Origin of the sequence: Sinomonas sp. B1-1 (genome assembly GCF_050474465.1) — a bacterium.
Taxonomy (GTDB): Bacteria; Actinomycetota; Actinomycetes; order Actinomycetales; family Micrococcaceae; genus Sinomonas; species Sinomonas flava.
In genome coordinates this window covers 106,193-123,781 of record NZ_JBCHVF010000006.1, presented here as the reverse complement: position 1 = coordinate 123,781, position 17,589 = coordinate 106,193, and the positions used below count along the sequence as shown (strand labels likewise).

Annotated in this window: 12 protein-coding genes and 1 tRNA gene; 9 read left to right on the top strand and 4 right to left on the bottom strand. The window is 71.9% G+C overall.

Annotation, left to right across the window (positions count from 1 at the left end; all coding sequences use genetic code 11):
• The first annotated feature begins 11 nt into the window (after window positions 1-11).
• The 3 genes from ACQ5BE_RS11030 to ACQ5BE_RS11020 all read left to right on the top strand — a co-directional run bounded on the left by ACQ5BE_RS11030 (window position 12) and on the right by ACQ5BE_RS11020 (window position 2,322).
• Window positions 12-431, top strand: coding sequence for a hypothetical protein (locus tag ACQ5BE_RS11030; RefSeq protein WP_430297070.1), 420 nt, complete (start codon window positions 12-14; stop codon window positions 429-431).
• 57 nt (window positions 432-488) lie between these two features.
• Window positions 489-938, top strand: a complete 450-nt coding sequence (locus ACQ5BE_RS11025) for an RrF2 family transcriptional regulator (RefSeq protein ID WP_430297069.1) — start codon at window positions 489-491, stop codon at window positions 936-938.
• A 181-nt stretch (window positions 939-1,119) separates the two neighbouring features.
• Window positions 1,120-2,322, top strand: a complete 1,203-nt coding sequence (locus ACQ5BE_RS11020) for a globin domain-containing protein (RefSeq protein WP_430297068.1) — start codon at window positions 1,120-1,122, stop codon at window positions 2,320-2,322.
• Between the two features lie 88 nt (window positions 2,323-2,410).
• On the opposite strand, the gene ACQ5BE_RS11015 is transcribed toward ACQ5BE_RS11020, so the two are convergent.
• Both ACQ5BE_RS11015 and poxB read right to left on the bottom strand, forming a co-directional pair.
• A complete protein-coding gene (locus ACQ5BE_RS11015; protein WP_430297067.1) occupies window positions 2,411-3,019 on the bottom strand; it encodes an NAD(P)-dependent oxidoreductase in 609 nt (202 codons plus the stop codon).
• Between the two features lie 106 nt (window positions 3,020-3,125).
• Window positions 3,126-4,850, bottom strand: coding sequence for a ubiquinone-dependent pyruvate dehydrogenase (gene poxB / locus ACQ5BE_RS11010; protein ID WP_430297066.1), 1,725 nt, complete (start codon window positions 4,848-4,850; stop codon window positions 3,126-3,128).
• A 121-nt stretch (window positions 4,851-4,971) separates the two neighbouring features.
• On the opposite strand from poxB, the gene ACQ5BE_RS11005 reads away from it, so the two are divergent.
• Window positions 4,972-7,602, top strand: a complete 2,631-nt coding sequence (locus ACQ5BE_RS11005) for an ATP-dependent Clp protease ATP-binding subunit (RefSeq protein WP_430297065.1) — start codon at window positions 4,972-4,974, stop codon at window positions 7,600-7,602.
• Between the two features lie 118 nt (window positions 7,603-7,720).
• On the opposite strand, the gene ACQ5BE_RS11000 is transcribed toward ACQ5BE_RS11005, so the two are convergent.
• A complete protein-coding gene (locus tag ACQ5BE_RS11000; protein ID WP_430297064.1) occupies window positions 7,721-10,174 on the bottom strand; it encodes a PEP/pyruvate-binding domain-containing protein in 2,454 nt (817 codons plus the stop codon).
• Between the two features lie 154 nt (window positions 10,175-10,328).
• A complete protein-coding gene (locus ACQ5BE_RS10995) occupies window positions 10,329-12,167 on the bottom strand; it encodes a phosphoenolpyruvate carboxykinase (GTP) (RefSeq protein ID WP_430297063.1) in 1,839 nt (612 codons plus the stop codon).
• A gap of 294 nt (window positions 12,168-12,461) precedes the next feature.
• Here ACQ5BE_RS10995 and ACQ5BE_RS10990 point away from each other — a divergent pair.
• From ACQ5BE_RS10990 to ACQ5BE_RS10970, 5 genes are all read left to right on the top strand, one after another.
• Window positions 12,462-12,535 (top strand) — tRNA-Arg (locus tag ACQ5BE_RS10990).
• A gap of 99 nt (window positions 12,536-12,634) precedes the next feature.
• Window positions 12,635-14,053 carry a dihydrolipoyl dehydrogenase family protein gene (locus tag ACQ5BE_RS10985; RefSeq protein ID WP_430297062.1) on the top strand — a complete coding sequence of 473 codons (1,419 nt, stop codon included), beginning with the start codon at window positions 12,635-12,637 and terminating at the stop codon, window positions 14,051-14,053.
• Between the two features lie 84 nt (window positions 14,054-14,137).
• Complete coding sequence (locus ACQ5BE_RS10980) at window positions 14,138-14,833, top strand: ABC transporter ATP-binding protein (RefSeq protein WP_430297061.1); 696 nt, start codon at window positions 14,138-14,140, stop codon at window positions 14,831-14,833.
• Window positions 14,830-16,866 (top strand): YhgE/Pip family protein, encoded by a 2,037-nt coding sequence (locus ACQ5BE_RS10975; RefSeq protein ID WP_430297060.1) that lies wholly within the window; start codon window positions 14,830-14,832, stop codon window positions 16,864-16,866. The genes ACQ5BE_RS10980 and ACQ5BE_RS10975 overlap by 4 nt, the downstream gene beginning before the upstream one ends.
• Complete coding sequence (locus tag ACQ5BE_RS10970) at window positions 16,863-17,573, top strand: TetR/AcrR family transcriptional regulator (RefSeq protein WP_430297059.1); 711 nt, start codon at window positions 16,863-16,865, stop codon at window positions 17,571-17,573. The genes ACQ5BE_RS10975 and ACQ5BE_RS10970 overlap by 4 nt, the downstream gene beginning before the upstream one ends.
• Window positions 17,574-17,589: the final 16 nt, after the last annotated feature.

Sequence of the window (17,589 nt, the reverse complement as noted above, 5' to 3'; positions counted from 1 at the left end):
GGGAGAAGCCATTGGCTGAGCAGCAGGCCGAGCTCCGCCAGGTGCTCGGCACCGCGCTCGGCATGGCCCAGGAGCACCTCGAGCAGAACGGCGGCTTCCTGCCGTTCGGCGTCACGCTCGCGCACGACGGCGAGCTGCGGCTCGTGATGGTCACGCCGCCGGAGGCGGGTCCCGACGGGGAGTTCGACGCCGAGGCGATGATGGAGGACGTCCTCGAGCTGCTGCGGCAGGGCCGCGAGGGATACACCGCAGTCGCCTTCGCGTCCGACGTGCACCTGCCGGAGCGCGGCTCCGACGGCATCCACGGCGCGGCCGAGCACGCAGGCGGCGGGGTGATGGCCGCCGTCGTGCCCTACGAGCTCACGGCCGAGGGCTACGTCTTCGGAGCGCTTGAAGCGGATGGGCACGAGGCCGCGGTCTTCACCGCCTGACCCCCGTCGTCGTCACGCCCGGCGGGCACCGGCCGCGGCGGGCGTAGAATACTCGCCATGCGCATGACGGCCTTCGAGGATGTGAGTCTGCGCGCTCTCATGCTGCTGGCTGCCAATGACACCGGCGTCCCGCTGGCCACGCGGACCATCGCCGACGGCGTCGGCACACCCTACAACCACGTCAGCAAGGCCGTCCTCAGGCTCCGCGAGCTCGGGTACGTCGAGGCCACGCGCGGCCGCTCCGGCGGGGTCCAGCTGAGCGAGGCCGGGCGGAAGGCGACGGTCGGCGGCGTCCTGCGCGCGCTCGACACGCGTGAGGACCTGGCCGAGTGCGAAACCCCCAACGGGGACTGCCCCCTGAACTTCCAGTGCGGGCTGCGCGGCGCCCTCCGGCGCGCCCGGGAGGCGTTCTACCGCGAGCTCGACAGCGTGGTGGTGAGCTCGCTGCCGCATGAGCGGCAGATGGGCCCGGTGCTCGTGCGGATCGGGCTGCGCCCGCCTGCCTGAGCCGCCTGCCCTCTGCCGACGGCGAGGCCTCCACAGCGTGTGACGCTGCGTGACGAGCGTCACAGCTTCTCAGATTGCCATTTTCTACGCCCAGTAGAAGACTGTAGGTAATTCAGCATCGCAGATGCGGAATAAGCCAAAGTCCCCGGTCGGGGACCAGCCCCATGCTTGAGGAGTCGCAATGCTCTCGGATACCGCGCGCCCCGTCATCGAAGCCACCCTCCCGCTCGTCGGGAGCCGGATCGGCGAGATCACGCCGCTGTTCTACCAGAAGATGTTCGCCGCGCACCCCGAGCTGCTCAATGGGACCTTCTCCCGCGCCAACCAGGCGAACGGCACCCAGCGCCAGGCCCTCGCCGGCGCCATCGCGGCCTTCGCGAGCCACCTCGTGAACAACCCGGGCACCCTCCCCGAGGCCGTCCTCAGCCGCATCGCCCACAAGCACACGTCCCTCGGCATCACCGAGGACCAGTACCAGATCGTTTACAAGTACCTCTTCGAGGCCATCGTCGAGGACCTCGGCGAGGCCGTCACGCCCGAGGTCGCTGCGGCCTGGACCGAGGTGTACTGGCTCATGGCGGACGCCCTCATCAAGATCGAGAAGGGGCTCTACGCCAAGCAGGCCAACGACAAGATGTGGATGCCCTGGAAGATCGTGGAGAAGACGCCCGCGAGCCCCACGACGATGACGTTCGTGTTCGAGCCCGCCGACGACACCCCCGTGACCCCGGGCGAGCCCGGCCAGTTCGTCTCGGTCCGCATCCCGGTCGCGGACGGCCTCCTGCAGGCCCGCCAGTACACGCTGTCGGCCGACGCCGAGTCCACCGAGCGCCGCGTCATCACCACCAAGTTCAACGACGGCGGCGAGGTCTCGCCGATCATGCACGAGAAGTTCCAGGTGGGCGACGTCGTCGAGCTCTCCAACCCATACGGCGACGTGACGCTCGACGACGGCGACGGCCCCCTCGTCCTCGCGACCGCAGGCATCGGCTGCACCCCGGCCGCCTCCATCCTGCGGGCTCTGGCCACCAACGGCTCGGGCCGCGAGGTCCTCGCCCTGCACGCCGACCGCAGCCTCGACACGTGGGCCCTGTCCGACCAGATGCTCGGCGACGTCCAGAAGATCGACGGCGCGAGCCTGAAGGTGTGGCTCGAGAAGCCCGAACTCGCCGCAGTGGGCGCAGGCGCCGCCGGCGCCGAGACGCACGAGGGCTTCATGAACCTCGCCGACGTGGACCTCCCCGAGAACGCGAACGTCTACCTCTGCGGCCCGCTGCCCTTCATGCAGAAGGTCCGCTCCCAGGCCATCGCCAAGGGCATCCCCGCCACAAAGATCCACTACGAGGTCTTCGGCCCCGACCTCTGGCTCGCCTCGCAGAACTGAACCACACCCAACGTCTGAGGGTCACCTCCTGAGGGTCACGTGATGTGACTCCCAGGAGGTGACCCTCAGACGTTCGGCGGCGCGGAGGTCAGTTCGAGGCGGTGAAGAACGTTCCCCGGAACTGCGGCTGCTCGAGCTCGTCGAGCGCGGCGACGGCATAGTCCTGTGAGGAGATCCTCTCGCCGGCAGCAGGGACGTCGACGGCGGTGACGTACTCCCCCGTGCGCTCGCCCGGGGCGATGACCGCGGCCGGCGCCTGCACGGTCAGGTCGGCGCCGGCGTCGCGCAGGGCCTCGTAGGCGACGTACACGGCGTCCGACTCCCCCTTGTACTCGGCCGGGAACCCGGAGGTGTCCTTGATCGGTGTGCCGTCAGGCGCCTTCAGCCCCCCGAAGCCGCCCACCATGTAGAGCCGCGCCGCCGTGGGGACCGCCGCGATCGCGCGGTGCGCGTCGATGTATGGCTGGCGGGAACCGCCGGTGCGGTCGGGCACCGTGGCCAGCACCACGGCGTCGTGCGCCTGGGCGACCTCGCTGTACGTCTCGACGTCGGCCAGGTCCGCGGCGCGCACGACGGCGGCGCCCTCCACCGGGGCCCCCTTGCGGCTGATGGCGGTCACCTCGTGCCCGCGGCGGGCGGCTTCGGCGACGATCTGGCTTCCCACCATGCCGGTGGCTCCGTAGACGGCGATCTTCATGAGGGCTCCTAAAGATTGAAGTTGCAACCTTAAGCAACCCCCGTCCCCGGGTGGGTATTCCGCCGCCGGGATGTGACTCTCAGGATGTGACCCCAGAAGGTGACCCCTAGAAGAGCTGGCGCCAGTTTGTCTTCGCCAGGTCGAGCACCTCGTCGCCGCGGCCGGAGAGGACGGTCCTGAGGGCGTAGAGTGTGAAGCCGCTGGCCTGCTGCGCGGTGATCGCCGGCGGCATGGCGAGCTCCTGCCGGGCTGTCACGACGTCCACGAGGGCGGGGCCGTCGTGCGCGAGCGCCTCCTTGAGGCCGCGCTCGAGCTCCGAGGACTCGTTGACCCGCACCCCCTTGATGCCCAGGGCCTCCGCCACTGCGGCGAAATTCGGATTGTCCAGCCCGGTGCCGAAGTTCACGAAGCCCGCCGACTTCATCTCGAGCTCGATGAAGTTCAGCGAGCCGTTGTTGAACACGACCAGCTTCACCGGCAGCCGGTTCTGCACGAGCGTGATGAGCTCGCCCATGAGCATCGAGAGGCCGCCGTCCCCGGCGAGCGCCACGACCTGCCGGCCCGGGAAGGCGGCCTGCGCGCCCATCGCGTGCGGCAGTGCGTTCGCCATGGAGCCGTGCGTGAACGAGCCGACCAGGCGCCGTCGCCCGTTCATGGTGAGGTAGCGCGCCGCCCAGATCACCGGGGTGCCGACGTCCGCCGTGAAGACCACGTCGTCGTCGGCGAGCTGGTCGAGGATGCGGGTGATGTGCTGCGGGTGGAGCGGCTGCCCCTTCTTCGTGGGGGTGGCGAGGTCGTCGAGCCGGGACCGGGTCTTGGCGTAGTGCTTGAGGGTCGACTCGAGGTGGGTGCGCCGCTTCTTCCGGCTCAACAGCGGCAGCAGGGCGGACGCGGTGTGCTTGACGTCGCCGACGAGCCCGAGGTCGAGGCGGGTGCGCCGACCCAGCTGGTCGCCGCGGATGTCCACCTGGATGATCTTCGCCCGCTCCGGGTAGAACTGCTGGTAGGGGAAGTCGGTGCCGAGCATGAGGAGCGCGTCGCAGGACTCCATGGCGCGGTAGCCGGAGCTGAACCCGAGCAGGCCGGTCATGCCGACGTCGAACGGGTTGTCGTACTCGATGAACTCCTTCCCGCGGAATGCGTGCACGATCGGCGCCCCGAGCGCGTCGGCGAGCGCGACCACCTCGTCGTGGGCTCCCTCGACGCCCGCGCCTGCGAGGATCGTGACCTTGCCGGCCGCGTTGAGGATATCCGCGGCCTCCCGCAGCTCGCGCCCGCTCGGCACGATCCTCGGCTCGGCCCGGCGCACCACGGCGATCCGGTCCGACGCGACCTGGGCGAGCGCGATGTCCCCGGAGAGGACGACGACGGCGACGCCGCGCTTCTCGACTGCAGTGCGCAGGGCGATCTCGAGGATCCGCGGCATCTGGGCCGGGTCGGTGACCTGCTCGGCGTAGACGCTGCACTCGCGGAAGACCTCCGTGGGATGGGTCTCCTGGAAGTAGTTCGAGCCGATCTCGGTGCTGGGGATGTGGGCGGCGATCGCCAGGACCGGGACGCGGGAGCGGTTCGCGTCGTAGAGCCCGTTGATGAGGTGGAGGTTCCCGGGGCCTGCGGAGCCGGCGCAGACTGCCACCTCCCCGGTGAGCGCCGCCTCCGCGGCCGCGGCGAAGGCGGCGGCTTCCTCGTGGCGCACGTGGACCCACTGGATGCTCGGAGTGCCGCGGAGCGCATCGGTGAACCCGTTGAGGGAGTCCCCGGGGAGGCCGTAGACGCGGCTGACTCCGTTGGCGGCGAGGGTGTCGACGATGTTCTCAGCGATGGTCGTCATGGCCTCCAACCTAGCCGTGTGACGCAGATCCCGGGTACCCCCGGGGAATAACTGGGTAGCACAGACGTTGAACTTGAGCGTAAGTCACTCAACTCTGTATCTATCCTTCGGAGGATTACGAATGCCACTGTTCTTCGGCCCCGCAGCCGGCAACGGCTCCTTCGACGAGTTCCTTGCCCGGTACCTCCAGGGTCAGGGAGCGCGCCGAGTGGGGCGCCCCATCGACATGACGCGGCTCGTGAGCCGCGGGACCCAGAGGGTGCTCAACGTCGCCGGCCGCTACGCGAAGGACCACGGACACCGCGAGGTGGACGCCCTGCACCTGCTCCGCATCCTCGCGGAGACTGAGGCGGTCTCCGACATGGTCCGGCGCGCCGGCGTGGACCCCGCAGGGATCGTGGAGGCCGTCGAACAGCGGCTGCCCGAACCCGCCGAGGGATCCGACGCAGACCCCGCCGCCGCCCCCACGCTGACCGCCGCCGCGCAGCATGTCTTCCTCGACGCGTACAAGGTCGCGCGCTCCCTCGGGTCCACCTACATCGACCCCGAGCACGTGTTCCTCGCGCTCGTGCTGGGCACGGACGCGCCCGCTGGCCAGATCCTCGCGGCCGCCGGCGTCACGCCCCAGTCCCTCCAGGAGGGGGAGTCCGCCCCGGCGGATCCCGCGCACGACGGCGAGGCCTCGCCCCGCGCGCCGAAGCGCACCACCGGCAGCGGCGCACGCAGCGGGAAGGACACCATGCTCGACCAGTTCGGCACGGACCTCACCGAGCTCGCCCGCGAAGGCAGGCTCGATCCCGTGATCGGCCGCGCCGAGGAGATCGAGCAGGCCATCGAGATCCTGGCCCGCCGCACCAAGAACAACCCCGTGCTCATCGGCGAGGCCGGCGTCGGCAAGACGGCGATCGTCGAGGGCCTGGCCCAGGCCATCGCGTCCGGGGAGGTGCCCGCGCAGCTGTCCGGCAAGCGCGTGGTCTCCCTCGACCTGCCCGCCATGGTCGCGGGCACCCGCTACCGCGGCGACTTCGAGGAGCGCATCACCAAGACCCTGGACGAGCTTGCCGAGGACGGGGACGTCATCGCGTTCATCGACGAGCTCCACACCGTCGTCGGCGCCGGCGGCGGCGGCGAGGGCGGCATGGACGCGGGCAACATCCTCAAGCCCCGCCTCGCCCGCGGCGAGCTGCACCTCGTGGGCGCCACCACGCTCGACGAGTACCGCCGCATCGAGAAGGACCCGGCCCTCGAGCGCCGGTTCCAGCCCGTGACGGTCGGCGAGCCGAGCGTCGAGGACGCCGTCGCGATCCTGGCCGGCCTCGCCCCCCGCTACGCGGAGCACCACGACGTGGCGTACTCGGACGAGGCGATCCGCGCCGCAGTCGAGCTCTCCCACCGCTACATCACCGACAGGCACCTGCCAGACAAGGCCATCGACCTCATCGACCAGGCCGGCGCCCGGCTCAGCCTCGCGCGCGGCCCCCGGGCCGTGGACGTCGAGGCCCTGAACGCCGAGGCCACGAGGCTCGAGCAGGAGAAGACCGCCGCCGTCGCCCGCGAGGACTACGAGGAGGCCTCACGGCTGCGCGACGCGATCGAGGCGGTGGCCGTCAGGATCGCCGATGCGGCGGAGGGCGTCGGCACCCAGGCGGGCGACGCCGTCGTGCGCGAGGAGGACATCGCCGCGGTGGTGGCGCGTGCCACGGGCATCCCCGCGGCGCGGGTCACCGAGGGCGAGCGCGAGCGCCTCGCACGCCTCGAGGACGAGCTCCATGGGCGCGTCGTGGGACAGGAGGACGCAGTGACCGCGATCGCGAAGGCGGTGCGCCGCAACCGCACCGGCCTCGGCGACGCCGGGCGACCGGTGGGCAGCTTCCTGTTCCTCGGCCCCACGGGCGTGGGCAAGACCGAGCTCGCGAAGGCCCTCGCGGCGTCGCTGTTCGGTGATGAGTCCGCGATGGTGCGCTTCGACATGAGCGAATTCGGCGAGCGCCACACCGTCTCGCGCCTGGTCGGCGCCCCTCCGGGCTACGTCGGCTACTCGGAGGCTGGGCAGCTGACCGAGCGCGTGCGCCGGCGCCCCTACTCCGTGGTGCTGCTCGACGAGGTCGAGAAGGCGCACCCCGACGTGTTCAACCTGCTCCTGCAGGTGCTCGACGACGGCCGCCTCACCGACGGCCAGGGCCACACCGTGGACTTCCGCAACACCGTGGTGATCATGACCTCCAACCTCGGGTCCGAGTTCCTCGCGACCCGTGGCGCCTCGCTCGGCTTCGCGGCCGGCGGCGCCGAAGGCGGTCCGTCCGAGACCGAGCTGCGCGCGAGGATCATGGGCCGGCTGCGCGAGACGATGCGGCCGGAGTTCCTCAACCGCATCGACGAGATCGTGCTGTTCCGCAAGCTCACCCGCGGGCAGCTGCACGAGATCGTGCGGCTCCAGCTCCGCAGCACCGAGGCTCGGCTCGCGGCGCAGGGCATCGCCCTGGCCGTGGACGACGCCGCCGTGGACTGGATCGCCGAGCGCGGCTACGAGCCCGAGTTCGGTGCCCGCCCGCTGCGCCGGGTGATCCAGCGCGAGCTCGAGGACCGCGTCGCGGACCTGCTCGTGGCGGGCGAGGTCGCCGAGGGCGGCCGGGTCGCCGTGGGCGTCTCGGGTGCGGGTGAGGCTGGGGACGGTCCTCGCGGCGGTCAGACGCACGACGGCGACCGGCTCACCGTCCGCGCGGACGTCGCCGAGGCGGCCCCCGCCGCCTGACTCTGAGGGTCACCTCCTGGGGTTCCTCATCTGAAGGTCACCTCCTGAAGGCCATTGTCTGGACTTTGGCCAACAGGAGGTGACCTTCAGACGCGTCGGGGGTCAGGCCGGGTCGGGGTCAGGCCGGGTCGACGCGGCCGCGGCTGCCGTCGACGCGGACCCGCTGCCCGTCACGCAGCACCGACGTCCCCCTGCCCGTCCCCATGACGGCGGGAACGCCGTACTCCCGCGCCACGATCGCCGCGTGCGAGCCCAGCCCGCCCGTGTCCACGACCACCGCGGCGGCCCGGGCGAAGAGCGGCGTCCAGGACGGGTTCGTGTTCGGGCACACGAGCACCTCCCCCGTCCGCAGGTCGGCGAAGCCCTCCGACCCGAGGACGATGCGCACCGGCCCCTCGGCCACTCCGGCGCTCGCCGGTGTCCCAGCGAGGAGTGCCCCTGCGGCGTCGGCCCCGCTCCCCCGGCGCCCGCCGAACAGGCTCGGGTCTAGCATGGGCACGCCTGCATACTCTCGCCGGAGCCGAGCCCGTCGGGCGGCGAGGCCGCGCACCCGGTCGGCCTCGGCGTCGCCCATCACCGCCGGATCGGCGAGGTCCCGCAGCTCCTCGAGGCGCAGGTGGAAGACGTCCTCCGGCACCACGAGGGCGCCCGCCGCGGCGAGCCGGCGGCCGAGCTCGAGGAACGTGGCGCGCAGCGGAGGCATGAGCGCCGTGATGTAGAAGTGCGTGTCCTCGCGGAAGGCGAGGCCGCGTCGGCACGCCTCGACGATCCCGCGGGCCACCGCTGACGCCCGCTGCGACCGGAGCGCAGGATGCCCGAGGAGCTCGGCGAGGGCGGCGGCTCCCGGGTCGTGCGCGCGATCGGCGGGTGGCATCTCGGCGAGCGTCGTCAGCAGCGCTGCCACGGGCAGCGGGTCGTCGCGCCACGTGGGCGCGGTCGCGATCACGATGCTGACCGACTCCCGGTGACCGTACTCCGCCAGGAAGGCGTCGAGCCGCACGGCGAATGCGGCGAACTCGGGGCGCGTGCGGATCGCCTCGAGGAACCCAGCAGGAGCGAGCTCGCGGGCCGCGCGGGCCAGTTCGGGGTCCGCGCGGACGACCGCGGCGAGGGCCTCGAGCGCGTCGTTCCCGTCCCGCGTCCGGGTCCGGCCGCCGGCCACGAGCCGCGGAGCGAGCCGGCCGAGGCCGAGCACGCCGAGCAGGGCGCGCAGGGGCAGGAACGGGACGAACGACCCTGGCAGGTACCGCACCCGGATCTTCCCGAGCGGCTCCATGGCCGCGTTGCAGCGGTCCACACGGTCGAGGAGCCCCTGCCAGTCGAGCGTCGCGGGGTCCTCAGCGTCGAGCGCGGCGACCTCGGAGCGGAACGCGGCGAACAGAGGGTCCTCAGTCCATCGACCAACGTCGAAGCGCCGCACCCGCCGGGCGACCGAGAGCGGGGCGCCGAGCGTGGACAGGCTCGGGCGTGGGCGGGGCGGCACGAGCTGGAGCGGAACGCCGTCGCGCCCGCGGACCAGCTGGTCCAGCGGGGGGAAGCGCACGCCGACGCTCCCTGCCATGAGGTGGAGCATCCGCACCACGCCGGGTCCGAGCCAGGCCGTGACGTCCAGAGGATAGGGCCGGGTGGCGAACATCTCGAGGAAGAACGGCCCCACCGTGCGCTGGACGAGGTCCAGGTCGGGCGGCTCGAGCGGGAGCGCCGTCATGGGGCGGGCCTGGACGAGGCTGATGCGCCCGTCGGCGAGCGCCCATTCGATGTCCTGCGGCCACACCTCCCCCGCAAGCGCTGAGAAGTGCCGTTCCGCCCGCACCGCGAGGGACGCGAGCTGGGCCGCAGGGGCGTCCGCGAGGACGGGTCGGACGCGGCCGTGCTGGAGCCGCCGCGAGTGGACGGCGCCGTCGCGGCCCAGCACGAGGTGTTCGGGGGTCACCTCGCCGGAAACGACCGCCTCGCCGAGTCCCGGGGCCGCGTCGACGACGAGCTCGCCGCGCCGCCCCGTGAGGGGGTCCGCCGTGAAGAGCACCCCGGCTGCCTCGGCCGGAACCATGCGCTGGACGACGACGGCGATCGCCACCTCGGCGGGGTCGATCCCCTGCCGCGTGCGGTAGTCGGCGGCGCGGTCGGTCCAGAGCGAGGCCCAGCAGCGGCGGACGGCGTCGAGCACCGCGTCGGGGCCGGAGACGTCGAGGAAGGTGTCCTGCTGGCCGGCGAACGCGGCGCCGGGCAGGTCTTCGGCAGTGGCGCTCGAACGGACGGCCACGGCGACGTCCTCGGGACCGAGCTCGATGAGCGCGGCTGTGACCGCGTGCTCGGTGGCGGCGTCGAGGGGTGCCGAGGCCAGGAGGTCCCGGGCGGCGGCCGGGTCGGACGCCGCGCGGGATGGATCGAGGCCGACACGTGCCGCGTGTGCCCGGTAGGCCGCCGTCGTGACGACGAACCCTGCCGGGACGGGGAGGCCCGCGCCGATGAGCTCCCCGAGGTTGGCCGCCTTCCCGCCGACCGCCGGCACGTCGTCCGCCCGCACCGAGGCGAGCGGCAGGACCAGAGGTGGGGCGTCGCCGTCGTCCATGACGCCACAGTACGCCCGATGCGGCCATGCCATGGGCCGCGGGCGGCGAGACCCGGAAAAGGTGGAGGGCCGCCCCGTGTGCAGCGGGGCGACCCTCCGAAAGACCGGCGCCGTCTAAACCGCCGGGGTCATGGTGTGCTCGATCAGCCGAAGGCTACGCGAGGCGCGACTTGAGGCCCTCGAGCTCCGCCGTGATGCTCTTCGGCAGCGAGCCGCCGAAGCGTGCGAACCACTCCTCGAGGCCCGGGAGCTCCGCGTGCCACTCGTCGGCGTCGAAGCGCACGGCTTCCTCGACCTCGGCCTCGGTCATGTCCAGGCCGGTGAGGTCCAGGCTGTCCGCGGTCGGGACGAAGCCGATCGGGGTCTCGACGGCGTCGGCCGTGCCCTCGATGCGCTCGATCGCCCACTTGAGCACGCGCGAGTTGTCGCCGAAGCCCGGCCACGCGAACTTGCCGTCGCGGGTGCGGCGGAACCAGTTCACGAGGAAGATCTTCGGCAGGCGGGCCGGGTTGCCCTTTGCGGAGACGCGGACCCAGTGGTTGAGGTAGTCGCCGGCGTCGTAGCCGATGAACGGCAGCATGGCCATCGGGTCGCGGCGCACGACGCCGACGGCCCCGGCCGCGGCGGCCGTGGTCTCCGAGGAGAGCGTGGCGCCCATGAAGATGCCGTTGGCCCAGCTGCGCGACTGCGTGACGAGCGGAACGGTGGTCTTGCGGCGGCCGCCGAAGAGGATCGCGGAGATCTCCACGCCGTTCGGGGCGAAGTACTCGGGGGCGAGCATGTCGATCTGGTCGATCGGCGTGCAGAAGCGCGAGTTCGGGTGCGCGGCGGGGCGTCCGCCGGCGGCGGAGGAAATCTCGGGCGTCCAGTCGTTGCCCTGCCAGTCGGTGAGGTGGGCCGGGACCTCGTCGGTCATGCCCTCCCACCACACGCCGCCGTCGTCGGTGAGGGCCACATTGGTGAAGATGCTGTTGCCCTTGGCGATGGCGCGCATCGCGTTCGGGTTGGTGCCCCAGCCGGTGCCGGGCGCGACGCCGAACAGGCCCGCCTCGGGGTTGACGGCGCGGAGCTCGCCCTCCTTGCCGAAGCGCATCCAGGAGATGTCGTCGCCGAGGGTCTCGACCTTCCAGCCCTCGATCGTGGGATCGAGGAGCGCGAGGTTGGTCTTGCCGCACGCGGACGGGAAGGCCGCGGCGACGTTGTAGACCTTGTTCTCGGGGCTGGTCAGCTTGAGGATGAGCATGTGCTCGGCGAGCCAGCCCTCGTCGCGGGCCATGACCGAGGCGATGCGCAGGGCGTAGCACTTCTTGCCGAGCAGCGCGTTGCCGCCGTAGCCGGAGCCGTAGGACCAGATGGAGCGCTCCTCGGGGAAGTGCACGATCCACTTCTCCGGGTTGCACGGCCATGCGACGTCCTCCTGGCCCTCCTCGAGCGGGGCGCCGACGGAGTGCAGGGCGGGGACGAAGAACGCGCGCGTCTCCTCGATCTTCGTCAGGACGTCGGAGCCGATGCGCGCCATGATGCGCATTGAGGCGACCACGTAGGCCGAGTCGGTGATCTCGACGCCGAACTTGGGGTCCTCCGCGTCGAGGTGGCCCATGACGAACGGGATCACGTACATGGTGCGGCCGCGCATCGAGCCGTCGAAGAGGCCCGTGAGCTTCTCCTTCATGGCGTCCGGGTCCATCCAGTTGTTGGTGAAGCCGGCGTCGCGCTCGTTCTTCGAGCAGATGAAGGTCTGCTCCTCGACGCGGGCCACATCGGCCGGGTCGGAGAACGCGGCGAAGGAGTTGGGGAAGAGCTCCGGGTTCAGGCGCGTGAGGGTGCCGGCGATGACGAGCTCATCGGTCAGCTGGCGGTACTCCGCCTCGGAACCGTCGACCCAGTGGATGCGCTCGGGCTTGGTCAGCTCGGCGACTTCTTCGACCCAGGAGAGCAGCGGCTCGTACGTGGTGGGGGCTTCCGCGATCAGCGGCAGACGAGTTTCGCCCATGTCGGTCTCCTTTGTTGGGGTCGGCGTGTTCTTCCATGCTAGGGAAGGTGGTCTGTACCACCGGCCCCCAAGACGCTTGAAACGAGAGCGAAACATCCGAAAACTGCGGCTTTTCCGGGGGTTCTGGGCTCGGGGTCGGAGTTTTAAGTGAGGAAGGTCACATAGACCGGTCTAGCTAATATGACTTCACGCGTGGGTGCCGAGCGACACACGTTCCCAATTTGGAGTTGGGGAGGTGTTCGCGTAAAGTTATTCGAGGCCGATCGGGGAGGGAACAAACCGCGCGGCAGGTAAGCGCCCATAGCTCAGCTGGATAGAGCGTCTGTCTACGGAACAGAAGGCCGGGGGTTCGAATCCCTCTGGGCGCACATAGGAGAAGGACCCGGCCGGAAGGCCGGGTCCTTCTGTCGTTTCACCTCCTCCCGGGTGTTCGGGCCGGGGCCTGCCCCGTCGAATAGCATCGTGGGGTGGACAGCGAGTATGACGTCATCGTGATCGGAGCCGGAGCCGCCGGCGAGAATGCAGCGGACCGGGCGGTCAAGGGCGGCCTCACCGCGGCCCTCGTGGAAGGCGACCTGGTGGGCGGCTCCTGCTCGTACTGGGCGTGCGAGCCCTCCAAGGCGCTCCTCCGGCCCGGCGCCGCCCTGCGGGCCGCCCGCTCCGTCGCCGGCTCACGGGAGGCTGTCACAGGAACCCTCGACATTCCCCAGGTCCTCGCCCGGCGCGACGCGGCGGTCAACTCCTGGGACGACACCTCTCAGGCGGAGTGGGTCTCAGGCGCCGGCATCGAGCTCGTCCGCGGGCGCGCCCGGCTCTCCGGCGCGCGGCGCGTCGTCGTGAGCGACAACCGCGGCGACCATTTCACGCTCACGGCGCGGCACGCCGTCGTGCTCGCCACCGGCTCTGCGCCCGCCGTTCCGCGGATCCCCGGCCTCCACGACGTCCCGTTCTGGACCACCAAGGAGGCCACCAGCACGCACGAGGTCCCCGAGAGCCTCATCGTCCTGGGAGGCGGAGTCGCGGGGACTGAGCTGGCGCAGGCCTTCGGCCGGCTCGGCGCGCGCGTCACGATCGTCGCCCGCGGCCCGCTCCTCTCGGCGTTCCCCGTGGACGCGCGCGGCCTGGTCGCCGAGGGCCTCGCTGCCGACGGTGTCGAGGTCATCGAGAACACCTCCGCGGAGCTGGTGGAGAACACGGACGACGGCGCCGTGCGCGTCACGCTTCCGGGCGGGCGCGCGCTCGAGGCGGCTCGCCTGCTCGTCGCAACCGGGCGCCGTCCGGCGCTGGACGGGCTGGGGCTGCCCGCGTTCGGCGTCGAGCCGGTCTCGATGCGGGTCGACGAGACCGGGCGGGTGCAGGGCCTCTCCTGGCTCTACGCCGTGGGCGACTGCTCGGGCGGCCCCAAGCTCACCCATCAGGGCAAGTACCAGGCGCGCATCACGGGTGACGCCATCGCCGCCCGCGCCCGCGGCGAGCTCGCGCGGACCGAGACGGCCCAGCCCTGGAGCCCGTGGGCGCGCACCGCCGATCGGCTCGCCGTCCCCCAGGTCGTCTTCACCGATCCGGAAATCGGGATGGTCGGGCTCAGCGAGGAGGAGGCCTGGGAAGCGGGGCTCCGCGTCCGTCCGATCGCCGTGCCCCTCAATGTCGCCGCCGCGTCGCTGCACGCCGAGGACTACAGCGGATGGGCCCAGCTGCTCATCGACGAGGACCTCCGCACGGTCGTGGGCGCCTGCTTCGCCGGGCCGGACGTCGCCGAGCTCCTCCACGCCGCCACAGTCGCGATCGTGGGCGAGGTTCCGCTGGACCGGCTCTGGCACGCGGTGCCGGCGTTCCCCACGCTCTCCGAGGTGTGGCTGAGACTCCTCGAGGCGTACGGCGTCTAGTCGAACCGGAGGTCGCCCCGGGGGAAGCGCAGGTGCACCGCTCCCGGTTTTGTACTGACCGGTCAGTTTCCTACAATCGAGAGCATGCTTTCAGTTCGTGGTCTGACTGTCGTCGGCCGTCACGGCGACCTCGTGCCCCCGACCTCCTTCGACGCCCGGCCGGGACGCCTCACGCTCGTCCGCGGCGACGGGCAGGACGAGCGCACCGCCCTGGCGCTGGCGGCGAGCGGCCGCTACGCCCCCAACTCGGGGACCGCCGTCTGGGGCGCGCCGAGCACGGCCAGGAAGGACCTGCGCGCCCTCCGCAGGGCCGCGGCCCTCGTGGACTCCCCCGGCATCAACGAGGCCGAGCTGCACCTGAGCGTGCGCGACCTCGTCGCCGAGGACCTGGCCCTCCTCCCCCGGCGCCACCGCGGCGCGACGGACCCCACGGCCTGGCTCACGGTCCACGCCTTCGAGGATGTCGCCGGGGAGTGGGCCCGCAGCCTGCCGCCGCACCGGCGCGTCGAGCTCCTGACCGAGCTCGCCCTCGCGGACCCCGCGGTCCGCCTCCTCGTCGTCGACTCCCCCGACCGACACTCCGACCGCGCCGACGACTGGCTCCCGCGCCTCGAAGCCCTCGCCGGAAACCCGGGCCGGGCGCTCGCCGTCGTGGGCGTGGTCGCGGAGGTGCCACTCGGCTGGGAGGGGGCGGTCGCCGTCGTGGGCAATGCGGAACCAGCCGAGGGCGCGGAGTGCGGGGACCTCGCCCCGCGCGAGCGCGAGGAGGGCCGGGCATGACCGTCCTGCGCCTCGCCGGCTCCGAGCTCAAGCGCATGACCTACGGCCTGCTGCCCAAGCTCACGATCCTGGCCCTCACCATGGTCCCGCTCCTCTACGGCGCCGTCTACCTGTACGCGAACTGGGACCCGTACAAGAACATGGACCGGATCCCCGCCGCCCTCGTCGTGGAGGACCGGGGCACCGACGCGGCCGACGGCACCCGGCTCGACGCCGGGAACGACGTCGCTCAGACCCTCGTCGACGGACACCTCTTCGACTGGCACCGCGTCTCGAGCCGGGTCGAGGCCGACGAGGGCGTCCGCACGGGCACCTACTCCTTCTCGCTGACCCTGCCGGCCGACTTCTCGGCGAACCTCGCCTCCCCCGGCAGCTTCGACTCGGCACAGCAGGCCATGCTCCAGGTCACCACGAACGACGCCAACAACTACCTCCTGTCAACGATCGTGGACAAGGTCACCACTGCGGTGCACGACGCCGTCGCCAAGCAGGTGGGCACGGAGACCGCGGCGAAGCTGCTCACCGGCTACGGGACGATCCATGCCCAGCTCGTGACAGCCTCCGACGGCGCGGCCCAGCTCGCTGAGGGCCTCGACGCACTCAAGGGCGGTTCGGCCCAGCTCGCGGACGGCACGGCGCAGGTGAGCAGCGGCGCCGGCCAGCTCGTCGCAGGCCAGACCCAGCTGCGGGACGGCGCCGTCCGGCTCCGTGACGGTTCCGCACAGCTCGCGGCAGGCCTCGGAACGCTCGAGCAGAAGACGGCGACGCTCCCGGCGGACACGCAGCGGCTTGCCGACGGCGCGGCCCAGGTCGCGGCTGGGAACGCCGCCCTCAATGACAGGGTCCAGTCCGCGGTGGCCGCCGCAGACGCGGCCGACGCGGGCCTGCAGGAGCGCGTCCGGGCGTCCGCCCAGAAGCTCGTGGCCAGCGGCGTCCTGACCCAGGCACAGGCGGACCGGATGGCTGCGGACGTGGCCGGCGCGCAGTCCTCAACGCCGGCCTCCGACGCCCGCGCCCAGCTCCACACCGCGGCGGCCCAGGTCCAGCAGCTCGCCACGGGCTCCCGCCAGGTCGCCGACGGCGCGGCCCAGCTCGCAGCGGGCATGCCCGCCCTCACCTCGGCCATCGGCCAGGCGTCCGACGGCGCGGACTCGCTGTCCGCGGGTGCCGCGCAGCTCGCCTCGGGCGAGCAGGCGGCCCTCGACGGCACCCAGCGGCTCGCCGACGGCGCGGCCCAGGCGTCCGACGGCGCCGCCCAGCTCCGCGAAGGCGCCGGGCGGGCCGACTCCGGCGCGCACGATCTCGCGGACGGCCTTGCCGCAGGGGCGGGGAAGGTCCCGAACCCCTCCGCCCAGCAGACCGAGGACGTCTCGAAGGTCATGGGTGACCCGGTCGCCGTCGACCGCGTCTCGCAGACCGCCGCCGGCTCCTACGGCGCCGGCCTCGCCCCGTTCTTCCTCTCGCTGTCCATGTGGGTCGGGATCTTCATGCTGACCCAGGCGATGCGCCCCGTGACCCTGCGGGCCCTCGCCTCCAACGCCCCCGCGTGGAAGGTCGCCGTGGGCGGCTGGCTCCCGTTCGTCGCGGTGGCCGCCGCGCAGGCCACGCTCCTGACGCTGGTCGTGGACTTCGCACTGGGGCTCCACCCCGCGCACCCCGTGCTGATGTGGCTGTTCCTGCTGCTGGGCGGCATGGCGTTCAGCGCTCTGATCCACGGCATCATCTCGCTTGTGGGGACGGCGGGGAAGTTCGTGGTGCTGGTCCTGCTCATCCTGCAGCTCGTGTCCTCCGGTGGGACCTTCCCCTGGGAGATGACGCCGGAGCCGTTCAGGATCGCCCACCAGGTCCTCCCCATGGGCTACGTGGTCAACGGCATGAGGCACCTCGTCTACGGCGGCGACCTGTCCGGCGTCCTGCCGATCGTCGTCGGCCTGATCGGCTACACGCTGCTCGGGGGCCTGCTCAACGTCCTGGGCACCCGGAAGAACATGACGTGGCGACTCAAGACGCTGCAGCCCGAGATCGCCGTATGAGCGCCCGGAGGACCGGCACGAGGGAACGGCTCTTCGCCGCCGCGATGGAGCTCATCGGGCAGCGCGGGACAGACGCGGTGACGGTGGACGAGATCGCAGCCGCCGCCGGCGTGGCCAAGGGCACCGTCTACTACAACTTCGGCAGCAAGAACGAGCTCGTCGCCCAGCTCCTCGAGTACGGGATGGCGCTGCTCATGGACGCCCTGCGTCCCGGGCACGCGCAGGCACGGGGTGACCTCGGCACCACAGGGGGTGACTTCGGCGCCACACGGGGTGACCTCGGCGCCACACGGGGCGACCTCGACGCCACACGGGGTGACCTCGGCGAGGTGCGGGGGATGGTCGAACGGGCCCTCGGCTTCATCGAGGCGTACCCGGCGTTCGTGCGGCTGTGGATGGGCGAGCAGTGGCGGGCGGACGGCGCCTGGCAGCCGGTTCTCAGCGCGATGCGGGCGCGGGTCCTGGCCGAGATCCGCGCGGCCTTGGAGCGGCTCGCTGCCCGCAGGCGGCCCCGCGAGGGGCAGGACCTCGACATGGTCGCCCTCGCAGTCTTCGGCGCGGCATTCGTGGTCGGCACGGACAGGGCGGCGGACCGGGCGCGCCCGCTGGGACCCTCCGTCGAGGCAGTTGTCGGCGTCGTCGCAGGGGCCTTCGAGGCGCCCGAACAGGCCCGCGCCGCGCCACGAAAATCCACATCACACCAGTAACAGCGGAAACTCTGGT

Excerpts from the sequence above, each read along its gene's own strand:
- ACQ5BE_RS11025 (WP_430297069.1), top strand. The coding sequence starts at position 489 with ATGCGCATGACGGCCTTCGAGGATGTGAGTCTGCGCGCTCTCATGCTG.
- ACQ5BE_RS11020 (WP_430297068.1), top strand. The coding sequence starts at position 1,120 with ATGCTCTCGGATACCGCGCGCCCCGTCATCGAAGCCACCCTCCCGCTC.
- ACQ5BE_RS11015 (WP_430297067.1), bottom strand. The coding sequence starts at position 3,019 with ATGAAGATCGCCGTCTACGGAGCCACCGGCATGGTGGGAAGCCAGATC.
- poxB (WP_430297066.1), bottom strand. The coding sequence starts at position 4,850 with ATGACGACCATCGCTGAGAACATCGTCGACACCCTCGCCGCCAACGGA.
- ACQ5BE_RS11005 (WP_430297065.1), top strand. The coding sequence starts at position 4,972 with ATGCCACTGTTCTTCGGCCCCGCAGCCGGCAACGGCTCCTTCGACGAG.
- ACQ5BE_RS11000 (WP_430297064.1), bottom strand. The coding sequence starts at position 10,174 with ATGGACGACGGCGACGCCCCACCTCTGGTCCTGCCGCTCGCCTCGGTG.
- ACQ5BE_RS10995 (WP_430297063.1), bottom strand. The coding sequence starts at position 12,167 with ATGGGCGAAACTCGTCTGCCGCTGATCGCGGAAGCCCCCACCACGTAC.
- ACQ5BE_RS10980 (WP_430297061.1), top strand. The coding sequence starts at position 14,138 with ATGCTTTCAGTTCGTGGTCTGACTGTCGTCGGCCGTCACGGCGACCTC.
- ACQ5BE_RS10975 (WP_430297060.1), top strand. The coding sequence starts at position 14,830 with ATGACCGTCCTGCGCCTCGCCGGCTCCGAGCTCAAGCGCATGACCTAC.
- ACQ5BE_RS10970 (WP_430297059.1), top strand. The coding sequence starts at position 16,863 with ATGAGCGCCCGGAGGACCGGCACGAGGGAACGGCTCTTCGCCGCCGCG.